A 26,008-nucleotide genomic window follows, 5' to 3' on the forward strand; every position below is an offset into this window, starting at 1 on the left:
CTCCTGCATGAAACCGGGCGGCGATGGCAGCATCGCCGCCCTTTTCTTGCCCGCTTGACTCCGGCAGGCCGCCCGCCTAAGTCACGCGCCTTCGCAAGCGGCTCTGCCGCCGATGGCCCCTTCGTCTAGCGGTCTAGGACGTCGCCCTCTCACGGCGAAAACACGGGTTCGAGTCCCGTAGGGGTCACCATAACCCGCCAAATGTCCCAGAAATGGGCAAGAACGGCGGATTTCAGACATTTAGACGTGCTCACTGGTCACAATTCTGTGATACAAAGAGGCATGGAAAAGATGGCTGATATGCAACGGCTGCTGAAGCGCGGCGACACCTACCACTATCATCGGCGCGTGCCGCTCCACCTTGTCGATATAGTCGGCAAGAAATTTGTTCGCCGTGCGCTGGGCACTGACAGCCCCAAGGAAGCGCGCCGCCGCCGTACATTGGAGGACGCCCGCACCGAAGCAATGTTTCGGGAAGCGGAAAAGGGCATCAAGCCCGGCACCGGGCGCATGTCCGTGTCGCTGGACGCCCTCACCGCCTACGTGCGGGAGACGGTGGAAGAGATGGACCGCAAGTCATCGGAACGGCTTGCGCTGTCCCCTCCCGCCGATAAGCGGCAATTGGCCGACATGGTGGAGGATGCCCAAGTCCAGCTTGGCATCCTGACCGATCCGGGCGACCCACGGCAAGATGAGTTCGTGGCGAAGGTGAGTGACCGCATTGCCCACGCCCACGAGGCGGACCTGACTGACGCCGCGCTTGTCGCGCAGTTCGCGGAAATCGTGCGGCGGGGCTTGGTGGAAGTCACCCGCCGCCATATCGGGCGGCTGACAAACGAAAACGGCACCGCCTTCCATGATGCCGCATTTGATCCGGCGCAGCCCCCCGCTGCTGCCAGCATGGCCGCGCTCGATACTGACATTGTGGACGGCTGGGCCGCCGAGCGGAAACCTTCGCAAAAAGCTGTGGACAGTTGCCGGAGCGAAGCCCGCAAGTTCCTTGCCCATACCGGCCCGAAGGCCGTGGGAGAGATGACGCGGGCGGACGTGCTGACCTACAAGGCGGCGATGATCGCGGACGGCCAAAGCCCCGCCAACATCAAGACCCGGCTAAGTCGTCTCAACACCGTGCTGGGCTGGGCCGCCGAGAACGGCCACCTTGATGCCAACCCCGCCAAGGGCATCACCATCAAGGTGCCGAAGAAGTCCAAGGACAAGCGCCAGCCCTTCGCCCCGGAAGACCTGAACGCGATCTTCGCCGGTCCCGTTCATGCGGGCGGCGAACGTCCCCTTCGTGGGCGTGGGGATGCCTCCTATTGGCTCCCGCTGCTGGCGCTGTTCAGCGGGGCGCGGCTGGAGGAAATGGCCCAGCTTCGTCCCCATGACGTTGCCCGGCACACCTATGCCGATGGCGACGGCCAGACCCGGCAAGGCTGGTTCATCAAGATTGTTGAAGTGGACGGCGAGGACGGCACCACCGTCAAGACCGTGGACAGCGAACGCCTTGTTCCCGTGCATCCCGTGCTGGAGGAACTTGGCTTCGTCGCGTTCGTGAAGGCCCAGCAGGACGCTGGACACGCCCGCCTGTTCCACCTGCTGAAGCCGGGAGCCTATGGGCGGCTGGGCAACAAGTGGGGCGAATGGTGGAGCGGCTACATGCGCGGCACCATCGGCATCACCGACAAGCGCAAGGTTTTCCATTCCTTCCGCCATAGCTTCAAGGACGCGGCCCGGCATTGTGGCCTGCCCGAAGGCGTTACGCGCCAGATTATGGGCCATAGCGGCGAGGACGTGGCCGACGACTATGGCAACGGCTATTCCCTGTTCCAGCTTGTCGAAGGTATGGCGGCAGTGAAGACCGTGGGCGTGAACCTGCCCGCGCCGCCGGCCAGTTAAACGATCCCTGACTTTATGGGTCAGAAAAAATTATCTGATCCCGCTGTAATCAGTTGTTCGCCAGCTTTGAAACGAGAAGACCCCCGCCTTGCCGGGCGAGGGCCTTTGGGAGCGCCGAGACGACGCTGATCGACACCAGCACTTCTACGTCCGGTTCTCCTTCGACGCAACTCGATAGGAGCCAGAACCGTGGCCATAAAGATCAAGGTGCAGAAGCCTGTACCCTCACCAGTCATCGCCATCGAACACCTGAAGGGAACAGCTCGACGACTGGCTGAGTTGGTATCGAAGCATGGGAATTATGAATATGAGGGGTTCAAATGGCTTCAGGGCACCTTCGGCGGAATTGCCGATCACCTTGGCGTGAATGAGAAGACAATCGAACGCAACGTCCAGAAACCACCGTTCCATTACATCACGCGATGGACTGCGGAGGAAGGCAGGCACATTCTGTTGAAGCTGGGTACGGAGCCCTGCGAGACCGATCTCGTCTTCAGACTGCGCACTGTATGGGTTCGAGGTCTGCTCTATTTCAACGGGGCGGCGGCGCAAGCGTGGCCGATCGACGCCATAAAGGCCAAGCAAGAAAAATTGCCGTATAAACGGTTGCTGAAGCGCATCGAGAAGGCCCAGGAGCGGTTGCCTGATCTGGCGAAGCTGAAAGCAGGCGATGACATATCATATGAGGTTCAATCGCACGAAATGGGCTTGCTGCGTGAGTGCGTGAAACGACTGGAAGATGATGCCTTCGCCACCGTCGCCTGCATCACCTCATGGAACGGGTGGCACAAGTTTATGGCATACGCGAAGTTCGCTGGTCGAGTTTCCGGCCTTTACTATCACTGGCCGACCCTTGGTCCGATCGCTGCGAACCCCGACATTGCCCTCCAAGCCTATCTCGACATCAAGCAGGAGGAGGGGACGATCGACTTCACAGAGAGTGCCCGACTGACTGCCAAGATCGCCAGTTTGACGCCTGCCTTGGCACCTTGATCGAAAAATGTCTGTTTCTCTTATCACATGTTCTTAAAATTATATCGTTACCATAAACTGATATGTTCACAGGGAGAGAGAAACAGACATTTCAGTGCATGGCTCGTCGCTTCGCTCCTGCGCCATGCCCTTTGTCTCGGGAGAGGAATAGAAGGGATAATAACCACTGCTGCAATTAAAGCGATTTCAGAATTGCAATTAATTGCAATCCATCTTTCGTTAGGATCGGGGTGATATGTTTCGACCTCGTTGGTGGGACACGGGTCTGCTGGGTCGATCACACCCAGGACGGACGCCCGTGCGCTGCCACAGTCCGATCATCCCTTGCCCGGCTGCGTCTTTCCCATAGGCATCTGGTCCCAACAACTACGAAGGTTTCACAGATGGAAGGGATCAAGAAAGCAGCGGTGGAGGTGCCGCAGGACCTGATCGACCACAGCAAGTCGCGGCTCCTCGAAACGGCGAGCCTCTTGCGAAAAGTCCGGGACGAAAATCGCGACGAGTTCAGATCGGTCGCCACGAAGCTGAGGATGCGCCTCCGCAAGGCATACCACCTAGCCCAGATCGACGAGGCACTCAGTGACATGGATATTCCCGCCGAGCGGATGCAGCGTCTCGGCTGGACCAAGCTCTCCATCCTCGCAGCATATGGCAAAAAGGAAACGATCGACGACCTGCTCGACGTGGCGGAAGACTGCACCGCGCACGAGCTGAAGATGTATATTCACAAAGGCGGGATCGACCCCGGCGGTCGAACAGTCGTATTGCACTTCGACAAGGAGCAATATGCGTTGCTGGAGGAGGCCCTGCGCGCCAAGGGCGCCGAACCGCACCCCAGGGGGCTGCTGGGCAAGGAGGCGGCGCTCATGAGGCTCGTCACCGAGAGCTTGGCCGGTTCAGCTTCAAAGTAGATCGAGATGATCGCGGATCGGGCGTCTCATCCTGTCTGCGTTGCAATCGGGACATCGTCCTCCTTGTATTCACCGACGATCCAGACGAGGCTTTGTAGGTCGATGTTGTCGTGGGGTTCCAGATCGGCCAACTCGCGCCCGGTCTGTGCCATGAGGTCGCACAGGCTAGCATATACGACAGGATCGAGCGCAGGGCTGTAATCATGCACGAAGGGATGACCGACCCGCTCCGCGAACTCCTGCGTCACCATGGGCTTGAGGAACATATGATCCTTGGGTCGCCACAGGAACGGCAGATACGTGACCACTGGCCACTTGGCGTTATCGTGCTTGAGCAGCAGACGCTCCATAGTCGCCAAACCCGGTGCGATTTCCCCAATCGTAAAGCGGGCGGCTGCCTGGATGAAGGGATCGGCATCCGGGCCTCGCAGAAGCGGTTGCAGCCGGGTCTTCTCGAACGGCGATAACAGGTTCGTGCCCCGGTATGCCGACAGGACGGCCTCGCCCAGGTTGCTGCCGGTCAACGCCTGCTCAAGAGGAGCGGTCTCATCGAGCTTCGCCTTGGCCTTGAGCTTATAATCGCGTTCGGCCTCCTTGAATGAGGGAGATCGGAACCCGTCAGGGAAGAACTGCCGAAATCGGGATCGTGCGCCGTCGAAACCGAAATAGGCATCACTGGTCCGGCCCGCTGTGGCACGGAGATCAGCCCAGAGCTGTTCGGGGTCATCGCCGTCGATCCGGCTCAACTGCTTGCCGCCGGAGATTACCAGACCGACAAAACCCTTGCCGGTATCAACGAGCCGCAACGTGTTCTTGCCGATCACGTCATTCCGAATGGTTTTCATACCCCGCCCTCATTTGTAATTTGCGATGCGGTGATACGCACCTTGTCCGCCAAAGCCGAGATCGACACCGGCTCGGTAAATCTGCTGATCGTACTCAGAGCCGCCTGCTTCAGGTCCGGCAGATCGCGGGTGGCGACGACATAGAACGCCCACTGTGCCGGGTCGCGATGATCGGCGTGATCGGCATAAATGCCATGATGTGCGAACACGTAGATATGGGCTGGACGTCCCACCTGGGCGATCCACTGTGTTCCGCCCTCCCAATGTCCTGTGCGCGCCGCGACATCGAAGATCGGCTTGCTCGGCTTGCCAGTGCTCCACGATTGCCGTGCGGCGGACTGTTTGACCTCCAGCCGGAGGCCGTCAGGCCGCTCGAAGTCCCATCCGCTGTAGTCGGCGCTGCACCAGTTCCATTCCGGTTCCAGGGCGAGCGCAATGATTGCCTCGGCGACTTGCCCGCGCAGCACGTTGGTCACGAGGGGGCTACCGAAGGCTGCCTGCGAGACCTTGGCGATCACATCGTCGATCCCGAAGCGCGATGATGCAGGCGTTTTGTTCTGCGTTGTGTCGTCGATCTTGCCCCTCCGTCGCCCCTGAACCTTTTTGGAGCGACGGCCTGAGCCGGATGTTGGAAACCTCGGCAAAGCACAAGGCGCTGCCGCCTTTGGGCAGAGCCTTGGACATGCGCGACAGCCATCCGGCCGCCGAAGTCGGTGACCGAATTGCTTTGCTCGGGGTTTCCACGCCCCGCCCCCGCGTATCTCGGGAGCGCGACCGTGATAGCGAAGCTCGTCGGCAATAGGAAGGCGGCGGGTGAGGCCGGATCATTGAGAAGTATTTAAGTAATTGAAAATACTGTTTTTATTGAGATTTTGTCCATAGGATCATCTTCATTCTGAAAGGATCAAGATGATTGAAATAATGAGCGTGGGACATTCCAATGCGCGCTGGGACGAGTTCAGCTACGCCCTCGAACAATTCGACATCGGTTGCATCGTCGATGTGCGATCATCGCCCCGGTCACGCTGGCAGCATTTCAACAAGCCGCAACTACGTGCCCGCCTGAACCAGGTCGGCGTGAGCTACATTCATATGGGCGATGCTCTGGGTGGGATGCCGGTGAACGGCCCGACCGATTACGCAACGCGGCGTGGGACCGAGGCCTTCACCACGGCGATCGACGACGTACTCGCAATAGCCGCCCGATGCAGACCCGCCCTGTTATGTTCGGAGCGCGATGTGCTGCAATGTCATCGCTTCACGCTGATTGCCCGTCACCTGCATAGCCTGCCCGATGTCCGGGTCTCGCACATTCGTCACGACGGCACGCTGGAGACCCATGACGAGGCCGAGGAGCGCCTGCTCGCTGTCCACAAGCTGTCCGACGACCTGCTCACAGTTCGCAGCGAGCGACTGGCGGAAGCCTATGCCCGGCAGGAACGAAAGCTGGGCTGAAAGCGACGATGCTTAAACCCCTCATTTTGGGCCAGCGCATTTGGAGCATCATTCTGAAAACATGCGAGGAATTGCGAAATGCAAAATCAAGTAATTGTCAAAGCCAAGGCCGACGGTCTGTGGGCCGATCACAGACAGCGGCCAACGGCAGCCGACACCCCGCACGAGCAAAGTTGGGCGGAAAATGCAGGTTCCAGACCCCTGTTTTCTGCATAGGCGACCTTGGCTTATCATTTTGAAATCACAGGACGAACCGCGATATGGAAAAACAAATAATTGTAGTAGGAGCGAGCACCGAGCGTTGTGCAATTAATTGCAAATCGAACGGCCTGCCGGATCAGCAGCTCCACCTCGTAGAGCCGATCTCAGAGCCACTTCACCGCCTCCTAACCTCATCCCTATCGGCGAGCACCCAGCGCGCCTACGCGGCTGATTTGAACCATTTCCGGGCATCCGGCAGAGACATTCCCTGTCCACCGCACGCCCTGGCGGAGTATCTGGCCGAGCTGGTTGCGACCCATGCTGTCGCCACGATCCAGCGCAGGCTCGCCGCGATTGCGAAGGCGCATCGCGCTCTCGGACATGACGATCCCTGCCGGGCCGAGATCGTGCGCGCAACGATGAGCGGGATCAAGCGGACGAAGGGCATGGCTCAACGAGAGGCGCAGGCGTTGCAGCGCGACAGCCTGTTCGCGGTGCTGGAGCGTATGGGCGAACGTCCAATCGACATCAGGGACCGGGCATTGTTGTTGATCGGCTTCGCCGGGGCGTTCCGTCGATCCGAACTGGTTGGGTTCGACTGCGGTGATGTCGAGCATGTTGGCCGGGGCATCGTGCTGCATCTGCGCCGGTCGAAAACGGATCAGACCGGCCAAGGCCGCAAGATCGCCATTCCGTATGGTCGCACGCGCTGGTGCCCCGTGCGCCACCTCACCGACTGGCTCGCCCATGCTGGGATCGAGCAGGGACCGCTGTTCCGCAGCATCGACCGACACGGGCATATTGCCCAGGATCGGCTGTCCGGGGATGCCGTTGCCGTTATCGTCAAACGGCGTGTGGAGGCGGCGGGGTTCGATCCTGCGATCTTCTCCGGCCACTCCCTCCGCGCCGGGCTTGCGACCAGCGCCGCTATGGCCGGGGCGTCGTCATGGAAAATCCGCCAACAAACCGGCCATCGGAGCGATGCCATACTTGCCCGCTACATTAGGTCCGCCGACATGTTCGTCGATAACGCGGCGGGCGCGGTGCTATAGCGATTGAAGCATCAAGCCTCGGTCGCCGATTGTGACTTTATGTGCGCTTCGACCGCAACCGGGATGATCGCGTCATTGAGTTGGATGATGCACCGAAGCAGGTATTCACGGATACCGGAACGGGGTTTCTTGTCCCCAGCTTCTTCAATTGCTGACCGAATGTCAGATAGGACGTGGGAGATCATCCGGTAAAAGGATGGATCGACATCAGGGCTGTAAATGAAGTCGTCAATGACATGATGGTTCAGCGGTTCGTCCCGTTTTGAGCAGGGGCATAACTCATGTCGCATCCCTTGAAATAGTTGGTCTCCGTCCCATACGAAGCGGCTATCCTGCCATTCGACATTCAAGTTGTAAGGATCGGTCCAAACATAGCCGTTAACATCGGATACCTTTTTGTGACTGCGCCGTCCGCAGTCAGTGTGGCGCGTAACCACATAGACGCCGAATGCCGATGCATCCCGAACTGCATTTTGAAGGATTTTTTGGAGCCGATGGCGCGTAGTAGAATTGGGTGTCGTGTTGTCCCACCACAGATAGCTCCCCGCGTTATCAATTCCGTTGATTATCACCAAAATATCCCGCCTCAGGGCGACCACATACTCCCACGCCTTTCGCTTCATGCATTCCCCCGATGACTACGTTCGCTCAGCTCTTAATGTAAGCAGCGGGGGAGACGTTGTATACCGATGCAAGTATGCTCCGGCGGTCGGAACTGATCCTTGAAGCCGCTTAGCCTCTGATAACCTTCACTTATCAGAACCTAAAAACGGCAAAGGTATCCTCGACAGTTGTGCAATTAATTGCAATTTCATTTTCCGGTTCCTTTGTGTCGCCAAAAATCCACGCCGCTGCTATCGGATCATCAGGTGAACAAAGTTCGTGGCTCAGGGAGGAGCCGCGCTTCTGGGGGATCAATGCCAATACTGACGCAATCCGAACTCGAACGGCATCTGTGGGGCGCAGCGGACATATTGCGCGGCACCGTCGATGCCGGGGATTACAAGCAATATATCTTCGGCCTGCTGTTCTATAAGCGCCTGTGCGACGTGTGGGACGAGGAGTTCGAGGCCCTGCTCGCCGAAACTGGCGACCGTGAGGAGGCCGCCGACCCCGACGAGCATCGCTTCCATATCCCCAAGGAGCACCGCTGGGAGGCCGTGCGCCAGCACGCCACGCAGATCGGCCAGCGGCTGAACAATGCGCTGGCGTCCATCGAAGACGCCAACCTGCGGCTGCGCGGTGTGTTCGGCGATGTGGACTTCGCCAATCAGGATCGCTTCTCTGACGCGCTGCTGGAAAAGCTGCTGTCGCACTTCGAGAAGCACCGGCTGCGCAATGCCGATGTGCCCGCCGACATGCTGGGCGATGCCTATCTCTACCTCATCAAGATGTTCGCAGAAGGAGCAGGTAAGAAGGGCGGCGAGTTCTACACGCCCCGGCAGATCGTGCGCCTGATGGTCGAGATCGTCGAGCCGCGCCCCGGCATGTCGGTCTATGATCCCACTTGCGGCTCGGGTGGCATGTTGCTGGAGGCGGTGCAGTATCTGAAGGACCGGGGCGAGGATGCCCGCACCCTGTCGCTCTATGGGCAGGAGAAGAACTTCGCCACGTGGGGCATCGCCGAGATCAACCTGTTCCTGCACAATGTCGATGACGCCTTCATCGCCAAGGGCGACACGATCCTGTCCCCCAAACGATACGACCCCAAGGCCCGCGAGTTCGTGGAGGGTATCGGGGCCTATGACCGGGTGCTAGCCAACCCTCCGTTTAGCGAAAAGGTGTGGGGCCACGATGTCTGGCAGAACGGCGACCCGTTCGGGCGCGATGCCTATGGCTGCCCGCCCAAAGGCTATGGCGACCTCGCCTTCGTCCAGCACATGCTCGCCAGCCTGAAGGATGACGGGATGCTGGCGGTTGTGGTGCCGCACGGTGTCCTCTTCCGTGGCGGGGCCGAGGGGCGGATCAGGCAGGCCATGCTCGATGCCGATGTGATCGAGGCGGTTGTGGGCTTGGCCCCCAATCTGTTTTACGGCGCGGGCATCCCGGCTGCGATCCTCGTATGCCGCAAGGCCAAGCCTGCCGAGCGGCGGGGCAAGGTGCTGATCGTCAACGGTGACGCCACCTTTCAGCCGGGCAAGGCGCAGAACTTCCTGACCGACGATCATGTCGCCACGCTGGCCGAGGCGGTCCATGGCTTCGCCGACATCGAGAAGCTGGCCCGCGTCGTCCCGGTCGAGGAGATCGCCGCCAACGGGCATAACCTCAACATCAGCCGCTATGTGCAGACCGGCGCGGATGCCGAGGCGGTCGATGTCGCGGCGGAAGTGGCCAAGCTGCAAGACCTGATCGCCAAGCGCAATGAAGCCGAGGCCGTGATGTTCGGGCACCTCAAGAGGCTTGGCTATGTCGGGTGAGATGATCCTCTACAACACCGAGGACGGCGTTACCGTTGTCCAGTTGCAGGCCGTCAATGGTTCGACATGGCTGTCGCAGGTGCAGATGGCCGAACTGTTCGAGACCACGGTCTCCAACATCAACAAGCATATCAAGGCGATAATCGACGAGGGCGAGCAGACGGAGGCAACTATTGAGCATTTCTCAATAGTTCAAACCGAGGGTGGGCGCAGCGTCACCCGGCAGGTTGCCCACTACAGCCTGCCCATGATCCTTGCGGTGGGTTTCCGGGTTCGCTCTCCACGCGGCGCACAGTTCCGGCGCTGGGCGTCTACCACCCTGTCCGAATATCTGGTCAAGGGCTTCGCGATGGATGATGCCCGGCTGAAAGAGCCGGATGCCGACTATTTCGAGGAACTGCTCGCCCGCATCCGCGACATCCGGTCCTCGGAAAAGCTGTTCTACAAGAAGGTCTTGGACATCTACGCGACCAGCGTGGATTATGACGGTAGCGCGGAGGCCAGCCAGCTATTCTTCCAGACTGTGCAGAACAAGATGCACTGGGCGGCGCATGGCCACACCGCTGCCGAGGTCGTGGCGGCGCGGGCCGATGCGGCCAAGGATCACATGGGGCTGACCTCGTGGGCCAACCAGCCGAAGGGCGGAAGCCCACGCAAGGCCGATGTCCATATCGCCAAGAACTATCTGGAAGCGGACGAGATCGAGGCGCTCAACCGCATCGTTACTGCCTATCTGGAGTTTGCCGAGATGCAGGCCATGGCGCGCAAGCCCATGACCATGCGCGACTGGATCGCCAAGCTCGACGATTTCCTGAAGCTGGGCGACCGCGACATCCTGACCCATGCGGGCAAAGTCTCCACCGATGTCGCCAAGGCCAGGGCGCTGGCGCAATATGACAAATGGCACGCCCGCCAGTTGGACGCCCCCAGCGCGGTGGAGCGGCATTTCATCGAGGCGACCGCGAAGGCGAAACAGATCGGTGCTGTCCGGCCCAAGAGGAAGTCGAAAGGTAACGGCGAATGAGTGTTGCGCTGGAGCTTGAGCGCCCCGCAGCGATGCCCGCAGGATGGGCGAAGGTCACGCTTGGCGGCATCGTGCGTATTGTCACCGATGGCATTTCAGCGGCGGACCTTGCTGCTATGCCGAAGGTCCATCACTACTCCCTGCCCGCGTTTGACGAGGGTGCAGGCCCGGAGGTTGGCCCCGGCGACGCCATCAAGAGCAACAAGACGATTGTCCCGGACGACTGCGTGCTGTTCAGCAAGCTCAATCCACGCATTCCGCGCATCTGGCGCGTGCCCGGCGACGCGCTGCCTCACTCGTATTGCTCGACGGAGTTTTGGCCGCTGGTGGCGCAGGGCAGTGACGTCGATCTCGACTACCTGACGCACTACCTGTCCAGCGCAGCCTTTCTTGGCCATCCCGACATCACGCCTTCGTCCAGCACAAACAGCCACCAGCGCGTGGACCGTAAGGCGTTTGAGCGGTTCGAGTTTCTGCTCCCACCCCTCGACGAGCAGCGGCGGGTCGCCGAGGTGCTGCGGTCGGTGGATGAAGCGATTGCGGTTGGGCAGAACGTCGCGGAACAAGCCAAGATTGTATGGAATGGCCTAACCGAAGGGCTGATATGGGATCGGCTCTCAACCAGTCCCGATATAGCCCAGCCGATCGGTCATGCCTTGCTAGGCACCGATTACGGCGTCAATGCGCCGCTAGGCAACGAGCCAATCGGATACGCCGTGTTGCGTATGGGGAACCTGCAAGATGGCTGGATAGACCCAGCAGACCTCAAGTGGGGTGAGATTGACGATACAGAAGCGCAGACGCTCACCCTTGATGTCGGCGACATTCTTTTCAACCGAACCAACAGTCGGGACTTGGTCGGCAAGGTCGCGCTGGTCCGCGATCCGACCGATTTTCTATATGCCAGTTACATCGTTCGGCTTCGGGTCAACCAGTTGGTTGCGGACCCGTATTACTTATTCGCCGTGATGCACTCGCGTCGGGCCCAGGCACAGTTCAAGTCCATTGCTACGCCGGGGGTGAGCCAGTCGAATATCAACCCGACCAACCTGAAAAAGCAGATCATCCCGCTTCCGCCGCTTGCCGAGCAACGGGACATCGCGGCACAGCTGCAATCGGCTGAAGCAGCGCGCCGAATTGCGATAGAGGAGCTTGTGACGTTACGTCAGATCAAGTCCGACCTCATGTCCGACCTCCTCTCCGGTCGTGTGCGGGTGCCAGCATGAGGCTAGGACAGGGCGCTATCGCGAGCTTGGGCGACATTGCATTTGCCACGGGCATGAACAGCAGTAGCTTAATCGGCTTCTTCAACTCATTCGGTCTGAACGAAGAAGTCGTGCATATGCTCGGCAGCAAGCGTCAATTCGCTGTTGACGCGTGGAGAAAGCTGAGCGGATCGGATCAGTTGCCGGAGGCCATCAACCAGATACTTAGCCCCCACTATTTTCCCAATCCCGAAGAGCGCGGTCGGCAGGTCCAGCAGCTCCAACGATGTTTGAAACTCGACGGATATGACATCACGGATGACGGCTACCGTGTGTATATTGCAGCACGCTCAGGCTCCGCTGCCACCTCCGTCCTTGAACATTTGAAGGCCCATGGTCAGCGGCTCAACCACGAAAACGTCCTGTCGCGTATTCGCATTATCGACCGGGAGGCAGAAGCAAGCCCTGCGGATGCGATCGGTTCAGCGAAGGAACTGATCGAAGCCGTCTGCAAGGACATCATCGAACGGTCCGGGCAAACCTTCGATCGCAAGGCCAGTCCCGCCGCACTTGTGAAGGAAGCCCTGAAGGTGCTGAAACTCGCACCTGAGAATATTCCAGAACGGTCTCGTGGCGTAGATGCCGTCAGAGCGACCTTGAACTCGCTCGCCAACATCGCGCATCAGATGGATGAACTGCGGGGCCTGTATGGTTCCGGTCACGGTAAGCCAAGTTCCTCACGTGGTTTGCTTCCTCGTCACGCACGACTTGCGGTCGGTTCAGCAGGCAGCCTGTGTCTGTTCCTCATCGAAACCTTCGAGGCCCAATCTACGGAAACAGCGGAATGAGTGAATATCGCCTCGCCGAGAAGCCCGCGCTCGATGCGCTGGAGACTATGGGCTGGCAGATGCTATCCCCGGTGCAGGCGCTGGCGATGCGCGAGGAGGAGAACCGCGTCATCCTCAAGCCCGTGCTGATCGACGCGCTGCGCGGTTTGAACGGGATCGGCGCGGAAGATGCCGAAGCGATCTATAACGACCTTGCCACCCTGTCCGACAATGAGGATTGGCAGCGCAAGCTGCGCGGCAGCTATTCGCGCCGCCTGTCCGGCGAAAACCGCGACAGCCCGATCACGCTGATCGACTTCAAGAACCCGGCCCGCAACAGTTTCCACGTCACCCACCAGTTCCGCGTTGCCGCCCAGCGGCCGCGCATTCCCGATATTGTGCTGTTCGTGAACGGCATCCCGCTGGTGGTGATCGAGGCCAAGTCTCCGCTGAAAGCCACGGCACGCGCCGAAGAGGCGTTCGAGCAGATCAAGCAATATGAGCGGGACGTCCCCCGGCTGTTCTATCCCAACGCCTTCAACCTCGTCACCGATGGCATGGCGACCCTCTATGGCGCGACAGGTGCGCCGTCGCAATTCTATGCCCCGTGGCCCGACGCATGGCCTCGCAGCCGCGACGAGTTCGCCGACGATCTTGCCAAAGACCTGTGGTGCCTGTGCGAGCCGTCGCGCCTGCTCGACCTCTTGGCGCACTTCATCGTGTTCGAGACCGACCCGGAGACGGGCCGCAAGATCAAGAAGGTCTGCCGCTACCAGCAGTTCCGCGCCGTCAACAAGGCGGTGGAGCGGGTTGCGGCGGGCGAGCACCGCAAGGGGCTGATCTGGCACACGCAGGGTTCGGGCAAGAGCCTGACCATGGTGTTCCTCGCCCTCAAGCTCAAAACCCATCTGACGCTCGACGCGCCCAGCCTCGCCAATCCCAATATCCTTGTGTTGACCGACCGGATCGACCTTGACGACCAGATCAGCAAGACCTTCGTCGCCTGCGGCCTGCCCAACCCGGCACAATGCGGATCGGTCACCGCGCTGCGCGAAGCGGTGAACCGGGGCGGCAACGGGCAGATATTGCTCTCCACCATCTTCAAGTTCGCCGGGTCGAAAGAGCCGATCCCGAACTCCGCGAACTGGATCGTGCTGGTCGATGAGTGTCACCGCACGCAGGAAAAGGACTTGGGCGCATTCCTGCAAGCCACGCTGCCCGATGCCCATTTCTACGGCTTCACCGGCACCCCGATCAAATCGACCGACAAGGACACCTACGCCCGGTTCAGCGTCGCGGGTGAAGGCTATCTCGACAAATATGGCATCGACGACGCGGTGCGCGACGGGGCGACCGTGCCGATCCTCTATGAAGGCCGCAAAGCCGACTGGGCGATCAACGAGGCCGAGATCGACATATTGTTCGACCGCTGGTTCGTCGATCTGCCCGACGACAAGCGCGAGGAACTGAAGCGCAAGGGCCTGACGCTGGCCACCATCGCCAAGCACCCGCAGCGCATCCGCCTGATCGCGCTCGACATCTGGGAGCATTTCAAGGCGGTCTGCCAGCCGGACGGGTTCAAAGCGCAGATCGTCGCGGTGGATCGCGAGGCAGTAATCCTCTACCGCGCCGCGCTCTCCAGCGTCATCGCCGCCGAGCTGGAACGCGGCGGGATGGAGGCCGGGGACGCACAGGCCAAGGCCGACGCGATGATTGCCTGCGTTTATTCCAAGTCTCAGGAGGACAACAAGCCGAGCGAGAACCCGGAGGTCGCCGCGCTGCGTGGCCATCTGGAAGCGCATTATCTCGACGATGCCGCCGAGAAGGACGTGAAGAAGCGGTTCAAGGCCATAGGCCAAGACCCGCAGTTCCTGATCGTGTGCGACAAGCTGCTGACCGGGTTCGATGCGCCTATCGAGCATGTGATGTATCTCGACAAGCCGCTGAAGGAGCATAATCTCCTGCAAGCCATCGCCCGGACCAACCGCACCTGCACCATTAGGCTGCCGGACGGGGGCGAGATCGCCAAGCCTAATGGCCGCATCGTAGATTATATCGGCGTCACCAGCCATCTCGACGAGGCGCTGCAGTCCTATCGCTCCGAGGATGTCGAGAACGCGATGCGCGACGTCGCGATCCTGCGCAACGACCTCAAGGAAGCCCACGCCCGCTACCGCGCTCAGAAGCGCGCCATTGGGCTGGAGGGCATGGACGAGAAGGCAGCCGCCTATGCCGCCGCCAAGCTGGCAGCAGGGGGACAGGAGGACGACTGGTTCGACCTCCAGCGGCTGACCCGGATATTCATCAAGGTCTATGCCGACCTGTCGCCCGACCCAGCGATCCTCGACTTCACCGCCGAGGTAAAATGGGCTTCCGCCTTCCTGCGGCTCGCGACGCAGGCCATAGCCAAGGACGAGAGCCTCGACCACAGGAGCTATTCCGGCAAGATCAGGGAGATGCTGGAAACGCACGTCCACGTCACCGGCCTCTCCACCACGATCCGCCTGCGCAACATCACCGATCCGAACTTCGCCGACGACTTCGCCACCGAGGGCAAGGCCGAACCGGAACTGCAAGAGGCGTTCGTCCGCAAGTCCGCCGAGCTTCGCCGGACAACCCGTGAACTGGTGGACAAGAACCCCGCGCAATATGGCCGCTTCTCCGAACGGGTGCTGGAGATTATCCGCCGTTTCGAGGAGGGCCAGATTGCCGCCGCTGATGGCTTGCGCGAGTTCGAGGGACTGACCGACGACATCGAGACCGAACAGGGCGCGCACGCCGACCTTGGCATGGACGAGAATGCTTTCTCGATCCTGCGCATCATCGAAGCCATCGTGCCCGACGCCGATCAAGCGACCTTGCGGGACGCGGCCATCGCCATCGGCGCGGTCTATGCTGATGCCGCAGCAACCCAGCCCGCGTTCGCGCATATGGAAGCCTATCTGCGATCCTTGCGCCAACAGGTCCGGCGTGTCCTGACCGACCAGAGCATCGGCGAAACCAAAACCATCCGCGAGAAGGTCGAAGAGTTCGCCGTCCATGCCTATAGAGCCGGTGCCTGATGCCCACGCTCCAGATCGGCAGGAAGGAAATCCCATACGAGCTTCGCCGGTCGACAACGGCTTCGGAGCGCCGGATCACCATCACGCCCGGCCATGTCGAGGTGCTGGCGCTCACCTGCGACAATGATGACGACATCGCCGGTTTCCTCGAGCGCAAACGCCAGTGGGTGTTCGACACCGTGCGCGAAATGGAGCGGATCACCGCCAGCCGCCATGCCGTGCCCCGGTTCATCACCGGGTCGAAGATACCCTATCGGGGCCGGAATATGTCGCTGACCGTGCGCCACACCGACGGCGAGCAGATGACGATCACATATCGCAACGGGTTCATCGTTGACCTGCCCCACTGGGCAGGAGACGATGCTGACCACCTCGTCGCCAGCGAACTCAAGCTCTGGCTGAAGCAGCGCGCCCGGCGCGACGTGCGGGAGATCGCCGCCGACTACGGCAAACGGTTCGGCCTTGTGCCTCGGTCGATCCGCACCGCCGATCTTACCCATGGCTGGGGATCATGCGGACCGGAGGGTAATGTGCTCATCAATTGGCACCTGATTTTTGCCCCCAGGAAGGTGCTGGAATATGTCGTCGTGCACGAACTGGCACACCTGCGGGTGCGGTCGCACGGGCCGGAGTTCTGGGCACTACTGGGTCAGATCGTCCCGGACTTTGAGACACCCAAGGCTTGGCTGGAGCGGCACCAATCAATGCTGTCGGCGAGCTTCCTGCCGGGAGGTGGGTAATGGGCGTCCCGTATCATACGAGCCAAGACGTACCGGGTCGATGCCTCTGGCTCATCGACAGGCTCTTCTCCAAAGTTCAGACGATTACCGCTCCGCACGAGACTGACCTCGGCCCGTTGGACGCGACGTTCTTGTTCGCCATGTCCACTCTGATTTTCACGCTCCCGATTGAACGGCTTGAGCGGCATCGCCGCAAGGAAGAGGCCGGTCAGCAAGGATACATGGATGATCGACCTCTCGATCCTGCATCAGCGAAGGAAATTGATGCAGTGTTGGGCAGTGACGATACTCGGTTTAGCGCGTCACCTTTCCACATTCCCGGCGCATGGCGCTTCGCATCTATCGACTACAACCCCGATCAAAATCTCGCAGTCGAGTTTCCAGAGGAACTGGCAATGCGACTTTCGGCAGATGATGCCGTCCGAGACGCTGATGACTTGAGTGCAAGAGCGTGGATGAACTGCCTGCGCAATGCTCTGGCACATGGGGGTATTATCTACCTCGATGCGGCGGGGCGGCAAGCGCATGGTAAGTCCACTTCGATGATGGGCTTTGTCAGTGCTCAGTATCCGAATGGTAATATGCGGAAGCCCCCCGAGCGCCTGATCTCGCTGCGCACCACACCACATGAATATCGAGCTACGCTTCAGAAATGGGTTTGTTGGGTTCAGAGCACAGGATTGTCGCTGCCCGTAGCAGCGTAAGGCGGCACTCACTCATTCCATCCATTTCAGGGGAGCTAAGCACTACTAGAATGGGTAACCGCCTTGTGATACAAGTCAGAAACCAGACACGCCTAAGCGACTGAAAAATGGTGCTTCAAGGGGATGCAATCACCCCTCCCGTAGGGGTCACCACGAAGCCTTCCCAAGGCATCCCAAGACGCACCATAAGTGGCTGCTTTCCGCCATTTATTCTGCTATAATGCTCCCAAGTCATCCCGCTCTGGGCCGCCACATACCATCAATCTGATGGTATTTTTGATGGTACATCGCGCGAGTCGGGAAGGGAGATACCATCATGGGTCTGAGCACCGTTGCCATCAAAGCCGCGAAGGGGGTGGGACAAGCCGTTCAAGCTGACGGGTGGCAATGGCCTCTACCTGCTGGTTCTGCCGTCGGGCGGGCGATACTGGCGGATGAATTACCGGCATCTGGGCAAGCAGAAGACGCTCGCACTTGGCGTCTGGCCCGGAACCGGGCTTGCCGAAGCACGTGAGCGCCGGGACGCCGCGCGCAAGGTGCTTGCTGACGGGAATGACCCCGGGGAACACATCAAGCTCGAACGTATCGCCGCGAGCGTTGCCGCCGCGAACAGCTTCAAGGCCGTTGCCGATGAGTGGCTGATCAAGGTCGAGCGTGAAGGGCGCTCGACGGTCACTATGAAGAAGCTGCGCTGGCTGCTCGACTTTGTGTGCCATTCGATCGGAAACCGGCCCATTGCGTCGATCACAGCTAGGAATTGCTGCTGCTGCTCCGCAAGACGGAGGTCAAGGGCCACTATGAGACGGCGCGTCGGCTGCGCATCACCTGTTCCCAGGTTTTTCGATATGCCATTGCCACGGCGCGCGCCGAGCGCGACATCGCTTCCGATCTGAAAGGGGCGCTGATTGCGCCGAAGCCCATTCACCGCGCGGCGATTACCAAGGCCGATGAGGTGGGAGGCTTGCTCCGGGCGATCGATGTGTTTGCGGGTCATGCGAACACGGAAGTGGCGCTGCGCCTGTTGCCGTACCGCTGAGAGGCAGAAGACCACTGTACCCTGAGCCTGCCATCCCCTTCGATCGCGGCACGTATTTCGTGGAATGATTGGCTCCAAAAAAATCGGGGGAAAATCGTAATCGCCCCGAGGCTTCTTCTCAGGATGCCGAACTTTCGGCTATCTGTGCTCGGAGGAGCGGGATTGCTTCACCTCGCCTCTCCATCTTTCTGCCACCAGAAGCGTTGCCCCGGCGGCGGTTCAACCGGTTCGATTTCACGCAGGCCGTCGTCACGTAGCGGACAGGGTGCGCTCTCCCGCTTTGAAAACATTTCGGCCCAGCATTTCAGCTTTGGATAATCGTCCGTCAGAAAATGATCGTCGAAGTTTTCGGCGTTATGATGAACCATCGGATAAAGGGCGCAATCGGCGACGGAGACAGTCTCGCCCATCAGGAAGGGGCCCTGGTTGCTCGCCATGGTTTCAAGACCGAATAAAGTCCGGTCAAGAAATGGTTTCATCCATTCAGCCACAGCAGGGCTCTGCGGCATGGCGCGCGCGAACTGGGGCAGGGTATTGGCGTAATAAGGCATGCAGCGGTTGAAGAACTCGTTGCACAAATGCATGTAACACCGCATGCGTTCGCGCTCGATCGGGTCGCGGCCAATGAAATTCGGGCTGGGATAAAGTTCTTCAAGATACTCGATGATCGCAAGCGAATCGAACAGGCAACGACCATCTTCAAGTTCGAGCGTGGGCAGGAAGCTCAGCGGATTTTTGGCCACCATCTCCGGATCGCGCTGTTCGCCATAGCGCAAGGGTACGATTTCAATATCGGTGATACCCTTTTCCTGGATGTAGATCGTAACACGCCTTGTCCACGGACCCCAAGCTAGATCGTAAAGCTTCATTACTTCTTCCTCGAGAGTATGATGTGGAGCGACAGGGCACGTTACCAACAGCAAGATTCCATTTCCATGGCGGGGACGGATAGAGGTGGTGGCGAAAGGGGTAGAGCGGGTAGAGTGGGTAGAGCGCGAGCGGGCTACTCCGATAACGGCACTGACTGCTCTTGGGCCTTGTTGCTGATGTAAGGCAGCAGCGACAAACATCATTGTAGGAGCAAACGAGGGAAAACAAGGAGGAGTAGGAACGATATGGGTATCAGAACGTCTTTGCTTGCAGCGGGTGTATTCCTAGGAGGGGCAACCTTCATGGGCACCGCACTGCCCGCTTTTGCTGACACCGCGGCGCCGATGGCACCTGTGGAGATTCCCGCGGCGCCCGCCGGTGCCGATCTGACAAAGTTGGCCGTCGCCTTCCTTGACGCATGCGTTACACGTGATGCCGATTATGTCGCCGCCAACTCCATCGAGGATCCCGTCGGCAGCTTCTCTTCTTTCGGATCGGGTGCACCGAAGATATCCGATCGTATCGAGTTCGCCGAGCATCTTCGCCCGTTGAAAAAGGTCGGCTGGGATGGTCTCGACCCGAAGGGTTGGGTTTCCGGCAACGTGGCATGGTTCGCGGATGTAGCTGACGGAATCCTCCCGGACGGCAAGAAAATTCCGATCCGGATTTCGCTGGTGATGCGCAACACAGGTGCGGGCTGGAAGGTCGTTCATGTGCACGTGTCTGAAGGCGTGCATCGGGATGGTATTCGCAAGGGCTCATAAGCCCTTTTTATAGCCAGGTTCAAATGCCCCCGCCCCTATGGGCGGGGGCATTTTCTTTGTCTTGTGTACAATGAGTCTGGCTCAGTCCATCTCGGTCAGTGCCTTCAAAACCTCGACAAAATTCGCACTTGAGTAGACACCGATACTGTGGCCGTCCTGCACTTCATGGATGCTGACACCCGTCACCTCGAACCGTTTTCCGCTCGGTTTCAGCCCAAACACTTCGCGGACATGTCGGCCGCTGATGACATAGGCGATTCCAAAGCCGTCTTCGCTGCCGAAAGACCAGCGCACCTTGAAATCAATGTCTTCGAAAGCATCGATTTGCGCCTGCAACATTGCGACCAGCTCTTCGATGCCGTCTGCCGGATTCAGGGGGTTCCGGCATACAAAGACCGGCGACATGATCTCGGTTATGAGTTCGAAATTCCCTCGATAGGCATCGACATACATTTGGGTAAATCGTTGACGAACACGTTCGGCGGTCGACATCGGTGATTCCATTCTTGTTTAGGGCCATGGCCACATTCGTCATTGCTTGCATCGAAGCAATCCAGCATTCCGCGCAGAAAGCGAGACAAATGGGTAGCCGATCGGGGAATTGGCATAACAGAGAAGGGCTCGCATTGACCGTGGCCGACAGATGCGTTGCTTTCATTCAGAGCTTGTAGGGCGCGTAACGCGCATGCATCGGTTTCCGTAGGTTCGGGAGGCCGGAAAGGGAGGCGCATGGAGATTGGCAGGCCCGAGCAGCAGAAGGCGGCACGGATGCGGCGATGGTTCACAATCGTCATCCTGACAGTGTGCTATCTGCTTTCCGTTGTCGACAGGCAGGTTATCATGTTGCTGATCGATCCGATCCGCGCCAGCCTTTCGCTCAATGACGTTGAAATTGCGCTTGTTACGGGTTTCAGTTTCTCTCTCTTCTATACGATCATGGGCATACCCATGGGTTGGCTTGCAGACCGTACCAATCGTAGAACGTTGATTGCAGTTGGCCTCCTGCTCTGGAGCCTTGCCACGGCAATGAGCGGACTCTCCAGGTCGATCGCTCAGTTGTTTCTCTCGCGCACGGCAGTTGCTGTTGGAGAGGCGTCGCTGTCGCCTGCAGCGTATTCGATCATCACTGACAGCTTTGAGGTGCACGAGCGCACACGTGCGGGCAGTGTCTATTTCCTTGGGGCGGCGCTTGGCCCTGGTCTGGCGCTCCTCGTCGGCGGAGCATTGCTGCATCTGTTTACCGGTATCGGCGCTGTCAATCTTTCCGGATTTGGCGCGCTGGAACCTTGGCAGCTGGTTCTGCTGACCCTGGCATTACCGGGGGTGCTTTGGGCGGTTGTGGTGCTCCTGTTCGTTACCGAACCGCAGCGGCAATCGGAGAAGATTGTACCAGGGCTAGCGCCGGACAAGGGGGAGCTTGGGGCGGCGTTGCTGTTACATCGGCGCCTGCTATTTCCCTTTTTCGGCGCCGTTGCACTGTTCTCGTTGTTCGGTAATGGACTGCTTTCGTGGTCGGCCACTTTTTTCGCCAGAAATCACGGCTGGTTGCTGGCCGAAGCCGGTGGGAGGCTGGGACTTGCCATTACGGTGTGTGGCGCTGCTGGCGCTATTTTCGCGGGTTGGTTAGGAGGCCGGGGCGTCAAGAACGAGCGAGGAGGAGATGCGATACTGAAGACCATTCTGATACTTTGCGTCATAACCGTGCCGCTTTCGGTGATAGCAACGCTGGTCTCCAATGCTTGGTTGTCGCTTTTCTTAATATCGATCGTCATCTTCGCGACCATCGGCGTGTCCAGTATAGCGCCGATCTTTGTTGCCTCTCTGGTCGCCGGCTCGGTACGGGGTAGAATGGTGGCCATCTATCTTCTTGTCGTAGGTGTGGTCTCGGTTGGCGGCGGTCCGGTGGTCGTGTCCGTCTTTACCGAATATGTGTTCGGTGCCCCGACAGCGCTTGGAAAATCGATTGCACTCCTTGGTCTTCTGTCGATGCCGCTTACGACATTTCTTGTTTGGCGAACGCTTCTCGCCTACCGGTGCGAGGACGCCACCCGAATCACGTCAGCCGCTATCCCACCCTCATGTTGATCTCACTCGAGAGGGACGAATACATGCGGATAATCGCGAACGTCGGGAGGTCGCATGAAACTCTACACAAATCTTTATGGTCCCGGACCGCGGCGGATATTTATCTACTGCAAGCTGAAAGGGATCACGAGCATCGAGACCAATCTGGTCGTTCCCTACAAGGAGACTCGCGAACCGGAATTCCTGGCGCGGAATCCGGCAGGCAAGATTCCACTTCTCGAAACCGAAGACGGTCATTACATTTTCGAATCCCAGAGCATTCTGCAGTATCTGGAAACCCTTTATCCTGAACCGCCCATGGTGCGGACGGAGGAGATGAAGGCCAGGCGGCTCGACGTTCAATCCGGAATGATCAACGAGTTCTTCTACTATCTCTATATCTCTACGCTGCATACCTCTCCCTACGTTTCGAAAGGGCAGAAACAGGCCTATGATGCGGACATCGTGGTCAATGCCTATTGGCGCGCTCGGCTGGATCAGATCGATGAGATCATGGCGGGAAACCAGTATCTGGTGGATGACGAAGTCAGCATTCCGGACGTTATGCTCTACACCATGCTGGAATACATACGACACCGCTTCGGTATCGTCATTCCGCCGCATCTGAAGCGTCTCAACCGTTGGTACGAGCGATTTTCCGCGCTTCCGGGCGTTGACCCGATCGCCTTGCCGGACGACTATTTCGACCGCTCGATCCCGGAACTCGGCACCCGCTACTGACCAAACACGGAAGGACAACCGCCATGAAGCTCGTGGTGTCGGCCTGGTATCCCTATCAGCATCAGGCGAATGCGTTTCAACAACTTGTCGGAAAACCTTCTTTAGAGCGAATTGCCCTTGAGATCGTTTCCAGCACGTTGCAGAACGACGTCGTCGGCCCCTACATATCGCTGTCGATGGATGATGACGATCTGCCGCTCCTTGGCCTGCCAAGCATTGTCGAATATTTTCATCGCCATTATCCCGAAAAGGCGCTGTTCCCGGACGACATCGTATTGCGTGGCCACGCCCGCGCCTTCGCGACAATGATCGAGGAGCGCTTCACGCGCTTTTGTGTCGCGGACATCTCCAGCCATACAGGGTGGAAGCGGCCGACATGGAACAGCGCATCCTCTGCCTCGGAACTGGTGATCACGACACCGCCGGACCTTGAAGGATTGGTCAAGATTTCCGAGCATCTCGGGTTTCGCTATCTTGCGGCAGACACGCCGTGCCTTGCAGATGCCTTGATGGCGGCATTGTGGTGGACGCTTGAAGATCAGGGCCGTTTGGAAGAGCTTGAAAAGCACGGATGGTTGAAGACCTGGCACGAACGGAACTGCACCGGCTTGCCATTTTACCGCCTGGCGGCGGCATGAAGGAACCAAAACGGTGGGCGGTCTGATGCTTAAAGGAAGATCTTGCCCGGATTGAGGAGGCCCTGAGGGTCGAACGCGCGCTTTACCGCTGCCATAAGCGAAATGGCATCGGCACCTCGCTCATCAACAAGGCACTGGCGCTTTCCGATGCCGACACTGTGCTCGCCCGTGCAGGTACCGCCGAGTGTCAGGGCATGAGCGACCATCCGCTCGTTGATGCCCGCGGCAACCTCCCATTCTTCGGGCTGGTTCGGATCGAGCACAAACAGAACGTGATAATTGCCATCACCGACATGGCCGACGATGGTGGCTTGAGCGCCGCATCTTTCAATATCGGCGCGCGTGGCGGCGATACTATCGGCCAGCTTCGCGATGGGGACGCAGACATCGGTTGACCATATCCTGGCATTCGGGCGAAGTGACTTGGATGCGAAATAGGCACTATGCCGGGCTTTCCACAGTTTATTTCGATCTTCCACCTGCACGGCGACGCTGAGTTCGCTGCCGCCATTTCCTTTCGCGATCTGTCCAAAGAGAGACGCCTGTTCGGACACGCCGTCCTCGGTGCCATGGAATTCAAGGAACAATGTCGGCTGTTCGGCAAGGCTGAGCTGCGAATAGGCATTGCAGGCCTTGATTTGGGCGGCATCGAGAAGTTCGATGCGGGCCACGGGTATTCCAAGCTGTATGGCCTGAATTGTCGTCAATACAGCGTCATCGACACTGGCGAATGTCACCGTTCCCGCCATCGTGCATTGCGGAATGCCATAGAGCCTCAGCGTCACCGCTGTAATGACGCCAAGTGTACCCTCGGAGCCGACAAACAGCCCGGTAAGATCATACCCGGCCGCCGATTTGGCTGCACGGGTTCCCGTTTCGATGATGCGGCCGTCCGCTGTCACGACCTCAAGCGAAAGGACATTGTCGCGCATCGTGCCATAGCGGACTGCGTTTGTGCCGGATGCACGGGTTGAAGCCATCCCGCCCAACGTTGCATTGGCGCCGGGATCAATCGGAAAGAACAGGCCGCTATGCCGAAGTTCCTGGTTCAGCTGCTCCCGGGTGACGCCTGCCTCAACGCGGCAGATCATATTTTCCGGGTCAACATCGAGAATCCGGTTCATGCCCGTAAGATCAAGGGAAAGTCCGCCGCTTACGGCTGAGAGATTGCCTTCGAGGGATGTTCCGGCACCGTGCGCGATCAAGGGCATGTCGTGTGCGGCACAGATATGGAGGGCTTCCACGACATCATTGATTGAGGCGGCGTTCAGAACGGCATCCGGAAGCCGGCTGGTGTGATGACCTTCCAGCCCGGAGTGTTGTTCCCGCACGGCCTGCGACAGCAGTAGCTTTTCTCCGAAGGCGCGGGACAGGCTGCTGACGGCCTCGTTCCGCGTGCTTTGTGGTGAAATCGTCGCCATTTTTTCGATTCCGGGCCGATCATCAATGAGTGAAGAGCGATCTAGCCCAGTTCCTCGATGGGTGAAAAGTCTTCATCGATGCCGAACTGGCGCGGGGCCAGCACCTCCAGGCTCTGGGGGAGGCGGAGCAGGGGATCGGCGGCATAGCCGAGGACCTTCACCCTTTGGCCGTAGGTGAGCATCTCCGCAGTCAGTGGCTCCGCGGATTCGCGGTCCAGGATCGCGATGAGGTCCGGTACGATCGTGACCGTCTTTCCATTCACGCGTGCAACGAGATACTCGTTACGGATTTCGATCGTGCACACATCGTCCGAACCGTTGAGTGCGGCGATGGTGACCTGACCCCAATGCCAGCTATCTCGCGTTTCATGAACGACATCACTGATCTTGCCATCGAAGAGGATGCGCGCGGTACGCCCGTCTCGGTTCGAAAGGCATTCAAGCAGTGTGTCGAACACATCGCCTGCGCTTTCGCGCCCCTCACGGATCGCGCGCCCGATTTCGAGCGTCTGTGATATGGTGCGCTGCACGGCGACGCGCCGGGCATCTGCACTGCTCATCGGATAGATCGCCGTGAATGCCATAGAGCCCATGGCCATCGTGTTGACGCGGCAGAGATCCTCCGCCATCCTATCGCTGACAGCCTCCACCTTGACGACATTGCCGCTGTCGTCGATCAGCAGCGCCGGCGTGGCGCGTACGCCGAAGATGCTGAAGGTCGTCATTTCCAGCTGAGGCACCGCACGGCCGATACCGTCAGCGTCAAGAACCGGAATACCGCTCAGCGCCGAGAGCGCCAGGGGGAACATCGAATTGGCCCCACCAATCTCGGCGCTTATGAAAGCATCGATCTTGCGGCCGTAATAGGCCACGGCCTGTTCGAGCAGAACTCTAAGGGTCTTCTCGCTGACCAGGTGCTCGACAATGACCGAGGGCGCGCCGATGCCTGCTATCGAAACAACGAAGGCGTCGTCGGGAATCTCGTCACAAGAAACGACTGTCGGATAATGTCCCTCTGCAATCTGCGCTCTGACGAACAGTTCGCCGATATAGGGATCGCCGCCGCCGCCCGTGCCGAGCAGCACGGCGCCGCGGGCCATGTCTTGAATATCCTGGAGTGAATCGACTTTGAACATTGTGCT

23 protein-coding genes, 1 tRNA gene and 1 pseudogene are annotated in these 26,008 nt (G+C 59.2%); 18 read left to right on the forward strand and 7 right to left on the reverse strand.

Annotated features, from left to right (window positions below):
- The first annotated feature begins 114 nt into the window (after positions 1-114).
- The 4 genes from ACFQ00_RS09850 (at position 115) to ACFQ00_RS09865 (ending at position 3,800) form a co-directional block, all read left to right on the forward strand.
- A tRNA-Glu gene (locus ACFQ00_RS09850) sits at positions 115-190 on the forward strand.
- Positions 191-291: 101 nt separating this feature from the next.
- Positions 292-1,896 carry a DUF6538 domain-containing protein gene (locus ACFQ00_RS09855; protein ID WP_381489697.1) on the forward strand — a complete coding sequence of 535 codons (1,605 nt, stop codon included), beginning with the start codon at positions 292-294 and terminating at the stop codon, positions 1,894-1,896.
- A gap of 189 nt (positions 1,897-2,085) precedes the next feature.
- A complete protein-coding gene (locus ACFQ00_RS09860) occupies positions 2,086-2,889 on the forward strand; it encodes a hypothetical protein (RefSeq protein WP_381489699.1) in 804 nt (267 codons plus the stop codon).
- A gap of 383 nt (positions 2,890-3,272) precedes the next feature.
- Positions 3,273-3,800, forward strand: coding sequence for a hypothetical protein (locus ACFQ00_RS09865; RefSeq protein ID WP_381489702.1), 528 nt, complete (start codon positions 3,273-3,275; stop codon positions 3,798-3,800).
- Between the two features lie 26 nt (positions 3,801-3,826).
- On the opposite strand, the gene ACFQ00_RS09870 is transcribed toward ACFQ00_RS09865, so the two are convergent.
- Together ACFQ00_RS09870 and ACFQ00_RS09875 are read right to left on the reverse strand one after the other, a co-directional pair.
- Positions 3,827-4,645, reverse strand: coding sequence for a hypothetical protein (locus ACFQ00_RS09870; protein WP_381489705.1), 819 nt, complete (start codon positions 4,643-4,645; stop codon positions 3,827-3,829).
- On the reverse strand, positions 4,642-5,163 hold the full coding sequence (locus ACFQ00_RS09875; RefSeq protein ID WP_381489708.1) for a hypothetical protein: 522 nt from the start codon (positions 5,161-5,163) through the stop codon (positions 4,642-4,644). The genes ACFQ00_RS09870 and ACFQ00_RS09875 overlap by 4 nt, the downstream gene beginning before the upstream one ends.
- 391 nt (positions 5,164-5,554) lie before the next feature.
- Here ACFQ00_RS09875 and ACFQ00_RS09880 point away from each other — a divergent pair, with 391 nt between their 5' ends.
- A complete protein-coding gene (locus ACFQ00_RS09880; RefSeq protein WP_381489711.1) occupies positions 5,555-6,100 on the forward strand; it encodes a DUF488 domain-containing protein in 546 nt (181 codons plus the stop codon).
- Between the two features lie 260 nt (positions 6,101-6,360).
- On the forward strand, positions 6,361-7,353 hold the full coding sequence (locus tag ACFQ00_RS09885; RefSeq protein ID WP_381489714.1) for a site-specific integrase: 993 nt from the start codon (positions 6,361-6,363) through the stop codon (positions 7,351-7,353).
- Between the two features lie 11 nt (positions 7,354-7,364).
- On the opposite strand, the gene ACFQ00_RS09890 is transcribed toward ACFQ00_RS09885, so the two are convergent.
- Positions 7,365-7,976, reverse strand: coding sequence for a hypothetical protein (locus tag ACFQ00_RS09890; protein ID WP_381489716.1), 612 nt, complete (start codon positions 7,974-7,976; stop codon positions 7,365-7,367).
- Positions 7,977-8,270: 294 nt separating this feature from the next.
- Between ACFQ00_RS09890 and ACFQ00_RS09895 the strand changes: the two genes are divergently transcribed.
- The 8 genes and pseudogenes from ACFQ00_RS09895 to ACFQ00_RS09930 all read left to right on the forward strand — a co-directional run bounded on the left by ACFQ00_RS09895 (position 8,271) and on the right by ACFQ00_RS09930 (position 18,368).
- Entirely contained in the window at positions 8,271-9,770 is a 1,500-nt protein-coding gene (locus ACFQ00_RS09895; RefSeq protein ID WP_381489719.1) for a type I restriction-modification system subunit M, read from the forward strand.
- Positions 9,760-10,794, forward strand: coding sequence for a virulence RhuM family protein (locus tag ACFQ00_RS09900; protein ID WP_381489722.1), 1,035 nt, complete (start codon positions 9,760-9,762; stop codon positions 10,792-10,794). The genes ACFQ00_RS09895 and ACFQ00_RS09900 overlap by 11 nt, the downstream gene beginning before the upstream one ends.
- A complete protein-coding gene (locus tag ACFQ00_RS09905; RefSeq protein WP_381489725.1) occupies positions 10,791-12,020 on the forward strand; it encodes a restriction endonuclease subunit S in 1,230 nt (409 codons plus the stop codon). The genes ACFQ00_RS09900 and ACFQ00_RS09905 overlap by 4 nt, the downstream gene beginning before the upstream one ends.
- A 26-nt stretch (positions 12,021-12,046) precedes the next feature.
- On the forward strand, positions 12,047-12,847 hold the full coding sequence (locus ACFQ00_RS09910; RefSeq protein ID WP_381489729.1) for an abortive infection family protein: 801 nt from the start codon (positions 12,047-12,049) through the stop codon (positions 12,845-12,847).
- The gene (locus tag ACFQ00_RS09915) at positions 12,844-15,888 is read left to right on the forward strand and encodes a type I restriction endonuclease subunit R (protein WP_381489732.1); all 3,045 of its coding nucleotides are present in this window, start codon (positions 12,844-12,846) and stop codon (positions 15,886-15,888) included. Before ACFQ00_RS09910 ends, ACFQ00_RS09915 begins: the two co-directional genes overlap by 4 nt.
- Positions 15,888-16,628, forward strand: a complete 741-nt coding sequence (locus ACFQ00_RS09920; protein ID WP_381489736.1) for a M48 family metallopeptidase — start codon at positions 15,888-15,890, stop codon at positions 16,626-16,628. The genes ACFQ00_RS09915 and ACFQ00_RS09920 overlap by 1 nt, the downstream gene beginning before the upstream one ends.
- The gene (locus ACFQ00_RS09925) at positions 16,628-17,332 is read left to right on the forward strand and encodes a hypothetical protein (RefSeq protein ID WP_381489739.1); all 705 of its coding nucleotides are present in this window, start codon (positions 16,628-16,630) and stop codon (positions 17,330-17,332) included. Before ACFQ00_RS09920 ends, ACFQ00_RS09925 begins: the two co-directional genes overlap by 1 nt.
- A 332-nt stretch (positions 17,333-17,664) precedes the next feature.
- A pseudogene (locus ACFQ00_RS09930) lies at positions 17,665-18,368 on the forward strand (tyrosine-type recombinase/integrase).
- A 167-nt stretch (positions 18,369-18,535) separates the two neighbouring features.
- Here ACFQ00_RS09930 and ACFQ00_RS09935 read toward each other — a convergent pair.
- Positions 18,536-19,237 carry a glutathione S-transferase family protein gene (locus tag ACFQ00_RS09935; RefSeq protein WP_381489742.1) on the reverse strand — a complete coding sequence of 234 codons (702 nt, stop codon included), beginning with the start codon at positions 19,235-19,237 and terminating at the stop codon, positions 18,536-18,538.
- Between the two features lie 303 nt (positions 19,238-19,540).
- On the opposite strand from ACFQ00_RS09935, the gene ACFQ00_RS09940 reads away from it, so the two are divergent.
- Positions 19,541-20,002 carry a nuclear transport factor 2 family protein gene (locus tag ACFQ00_RS09940; RefSeq protein ID WP_381489745.1) on the forward strand — a complete coding sequence of 154 codons (462 nt, stop codon included), beginning with the start codon at positions 19,541-19,543 and terminating at the stop codon, positions 20,000-20,002.
- A gap of 81 nt (positions 20,003-20,083) precedes the next feature.
- Here ACFQ00_RS09940 and ACFQ00_RS09945 read toward each other — a convergent pair whose 3' ends face one another.
- A complete protein-coding gene (locus ACFQ00_RS09945; RefSeq protein ID WP_381489748.1) occupies positions 20,084-20,494 on the reverse strand; it encodes an ester cyclase in 411 nt (136 codons plus the stop codon).
- A gap of 237 nt (positions 20,495-20,731) precedes the next feature.
- Between ACFQ00_RS09945 and ACFQ00_RS09950 the strand changes: the two genes are divergently transcribed.
- Genes ACFQ00_RS09950 through ACFQ00_RS09960 form a run of 3 tightly spaced genes read left to right on the forward strand, consistent with a single transcriptional unit; the run spans position 20,732 to position 23,445 of the window.
- Positions 20,732-22,087: an MFS transporter gene (locus ACFQ00_RS09950; RefSeq protein ID WP_381489750.1), complete on the forward strand. Its 1,356-nt coding sequence runs from the start codon at positions 20,732-20,734 to the stop codon at positions 22,085-22,087.
- 54 nt (positions 22,088-22,141) lie between these two features.
- Positions 22,142-22,807 carry a glutathione S-transferase family protein gene (locus ACFQ00_RS09955; RefSeq protein ID WP_381489753.1) on the forward strand — a complete coding sequence of 222 codons (666 nt, stop codon included), beginning with the start codon at positions 22,142-22,144 and terminating at the stop codon, positions 22,805-22,807.
- Between the two features lie 23 nt (positions 22,808-22,830).
- On the forward strand, positions 22,831-23,445 hold the full coding sequence (locus ACFQ00_RS09960) for a hypothetical protein (RefSeq protein ID WP_381489756.1): 615 nt from the start codon (positions 22,831-22,833) through the stop codon (positions 23,443-23,445).
- Positions 23,446-23,474: 29 nt separating this feature from the next.
- On the opposite strand, the gene ACFQ00_RS09965 is transcribed toward ACFQ00_RS09960, so the two are convergent.
- Positions 23,475-24,866 carry an FAD-binding oxidoreductase gene (locus ACFQ00_RS09965; RefSeq protein WP_381489759.1) on the reverse strand — a complete coding sequence of 464 codons (1,392 nt, stop codon included), beginning with the start codon at positions 24,864-24,866 and terminating at the stop codon, positions 23,475-23,477.
- Positions 24,867-24,907: 41 nt separating this feature from the next.
- Positions 24,908-26,002 carry a DUF917 domain-containing protein gene (locus ACFQ00_RS09970; protein ID WP_381489762.1) on the reverse strand — a complete coding sequence of 365 codons (1,095 nt, stop codon included), beginning with the start codon at positions 26,000-26,002 and terminating at the stop codon, positions 24,908-24,910.
- Positions 26,003-26,008: the final 6 nt, after the last annotated feature.

Source organism: Sphingosinicella xenopeptidilytica (assembly GCF_042676985.1).
Lineage (GTDB): Bacteria > Pseudomonadota > Alphaproteobacteria > Sphingomonadales > Sphingomonadaceae > Sphingosinicella > Sphingosinicella xenopeptidilytica.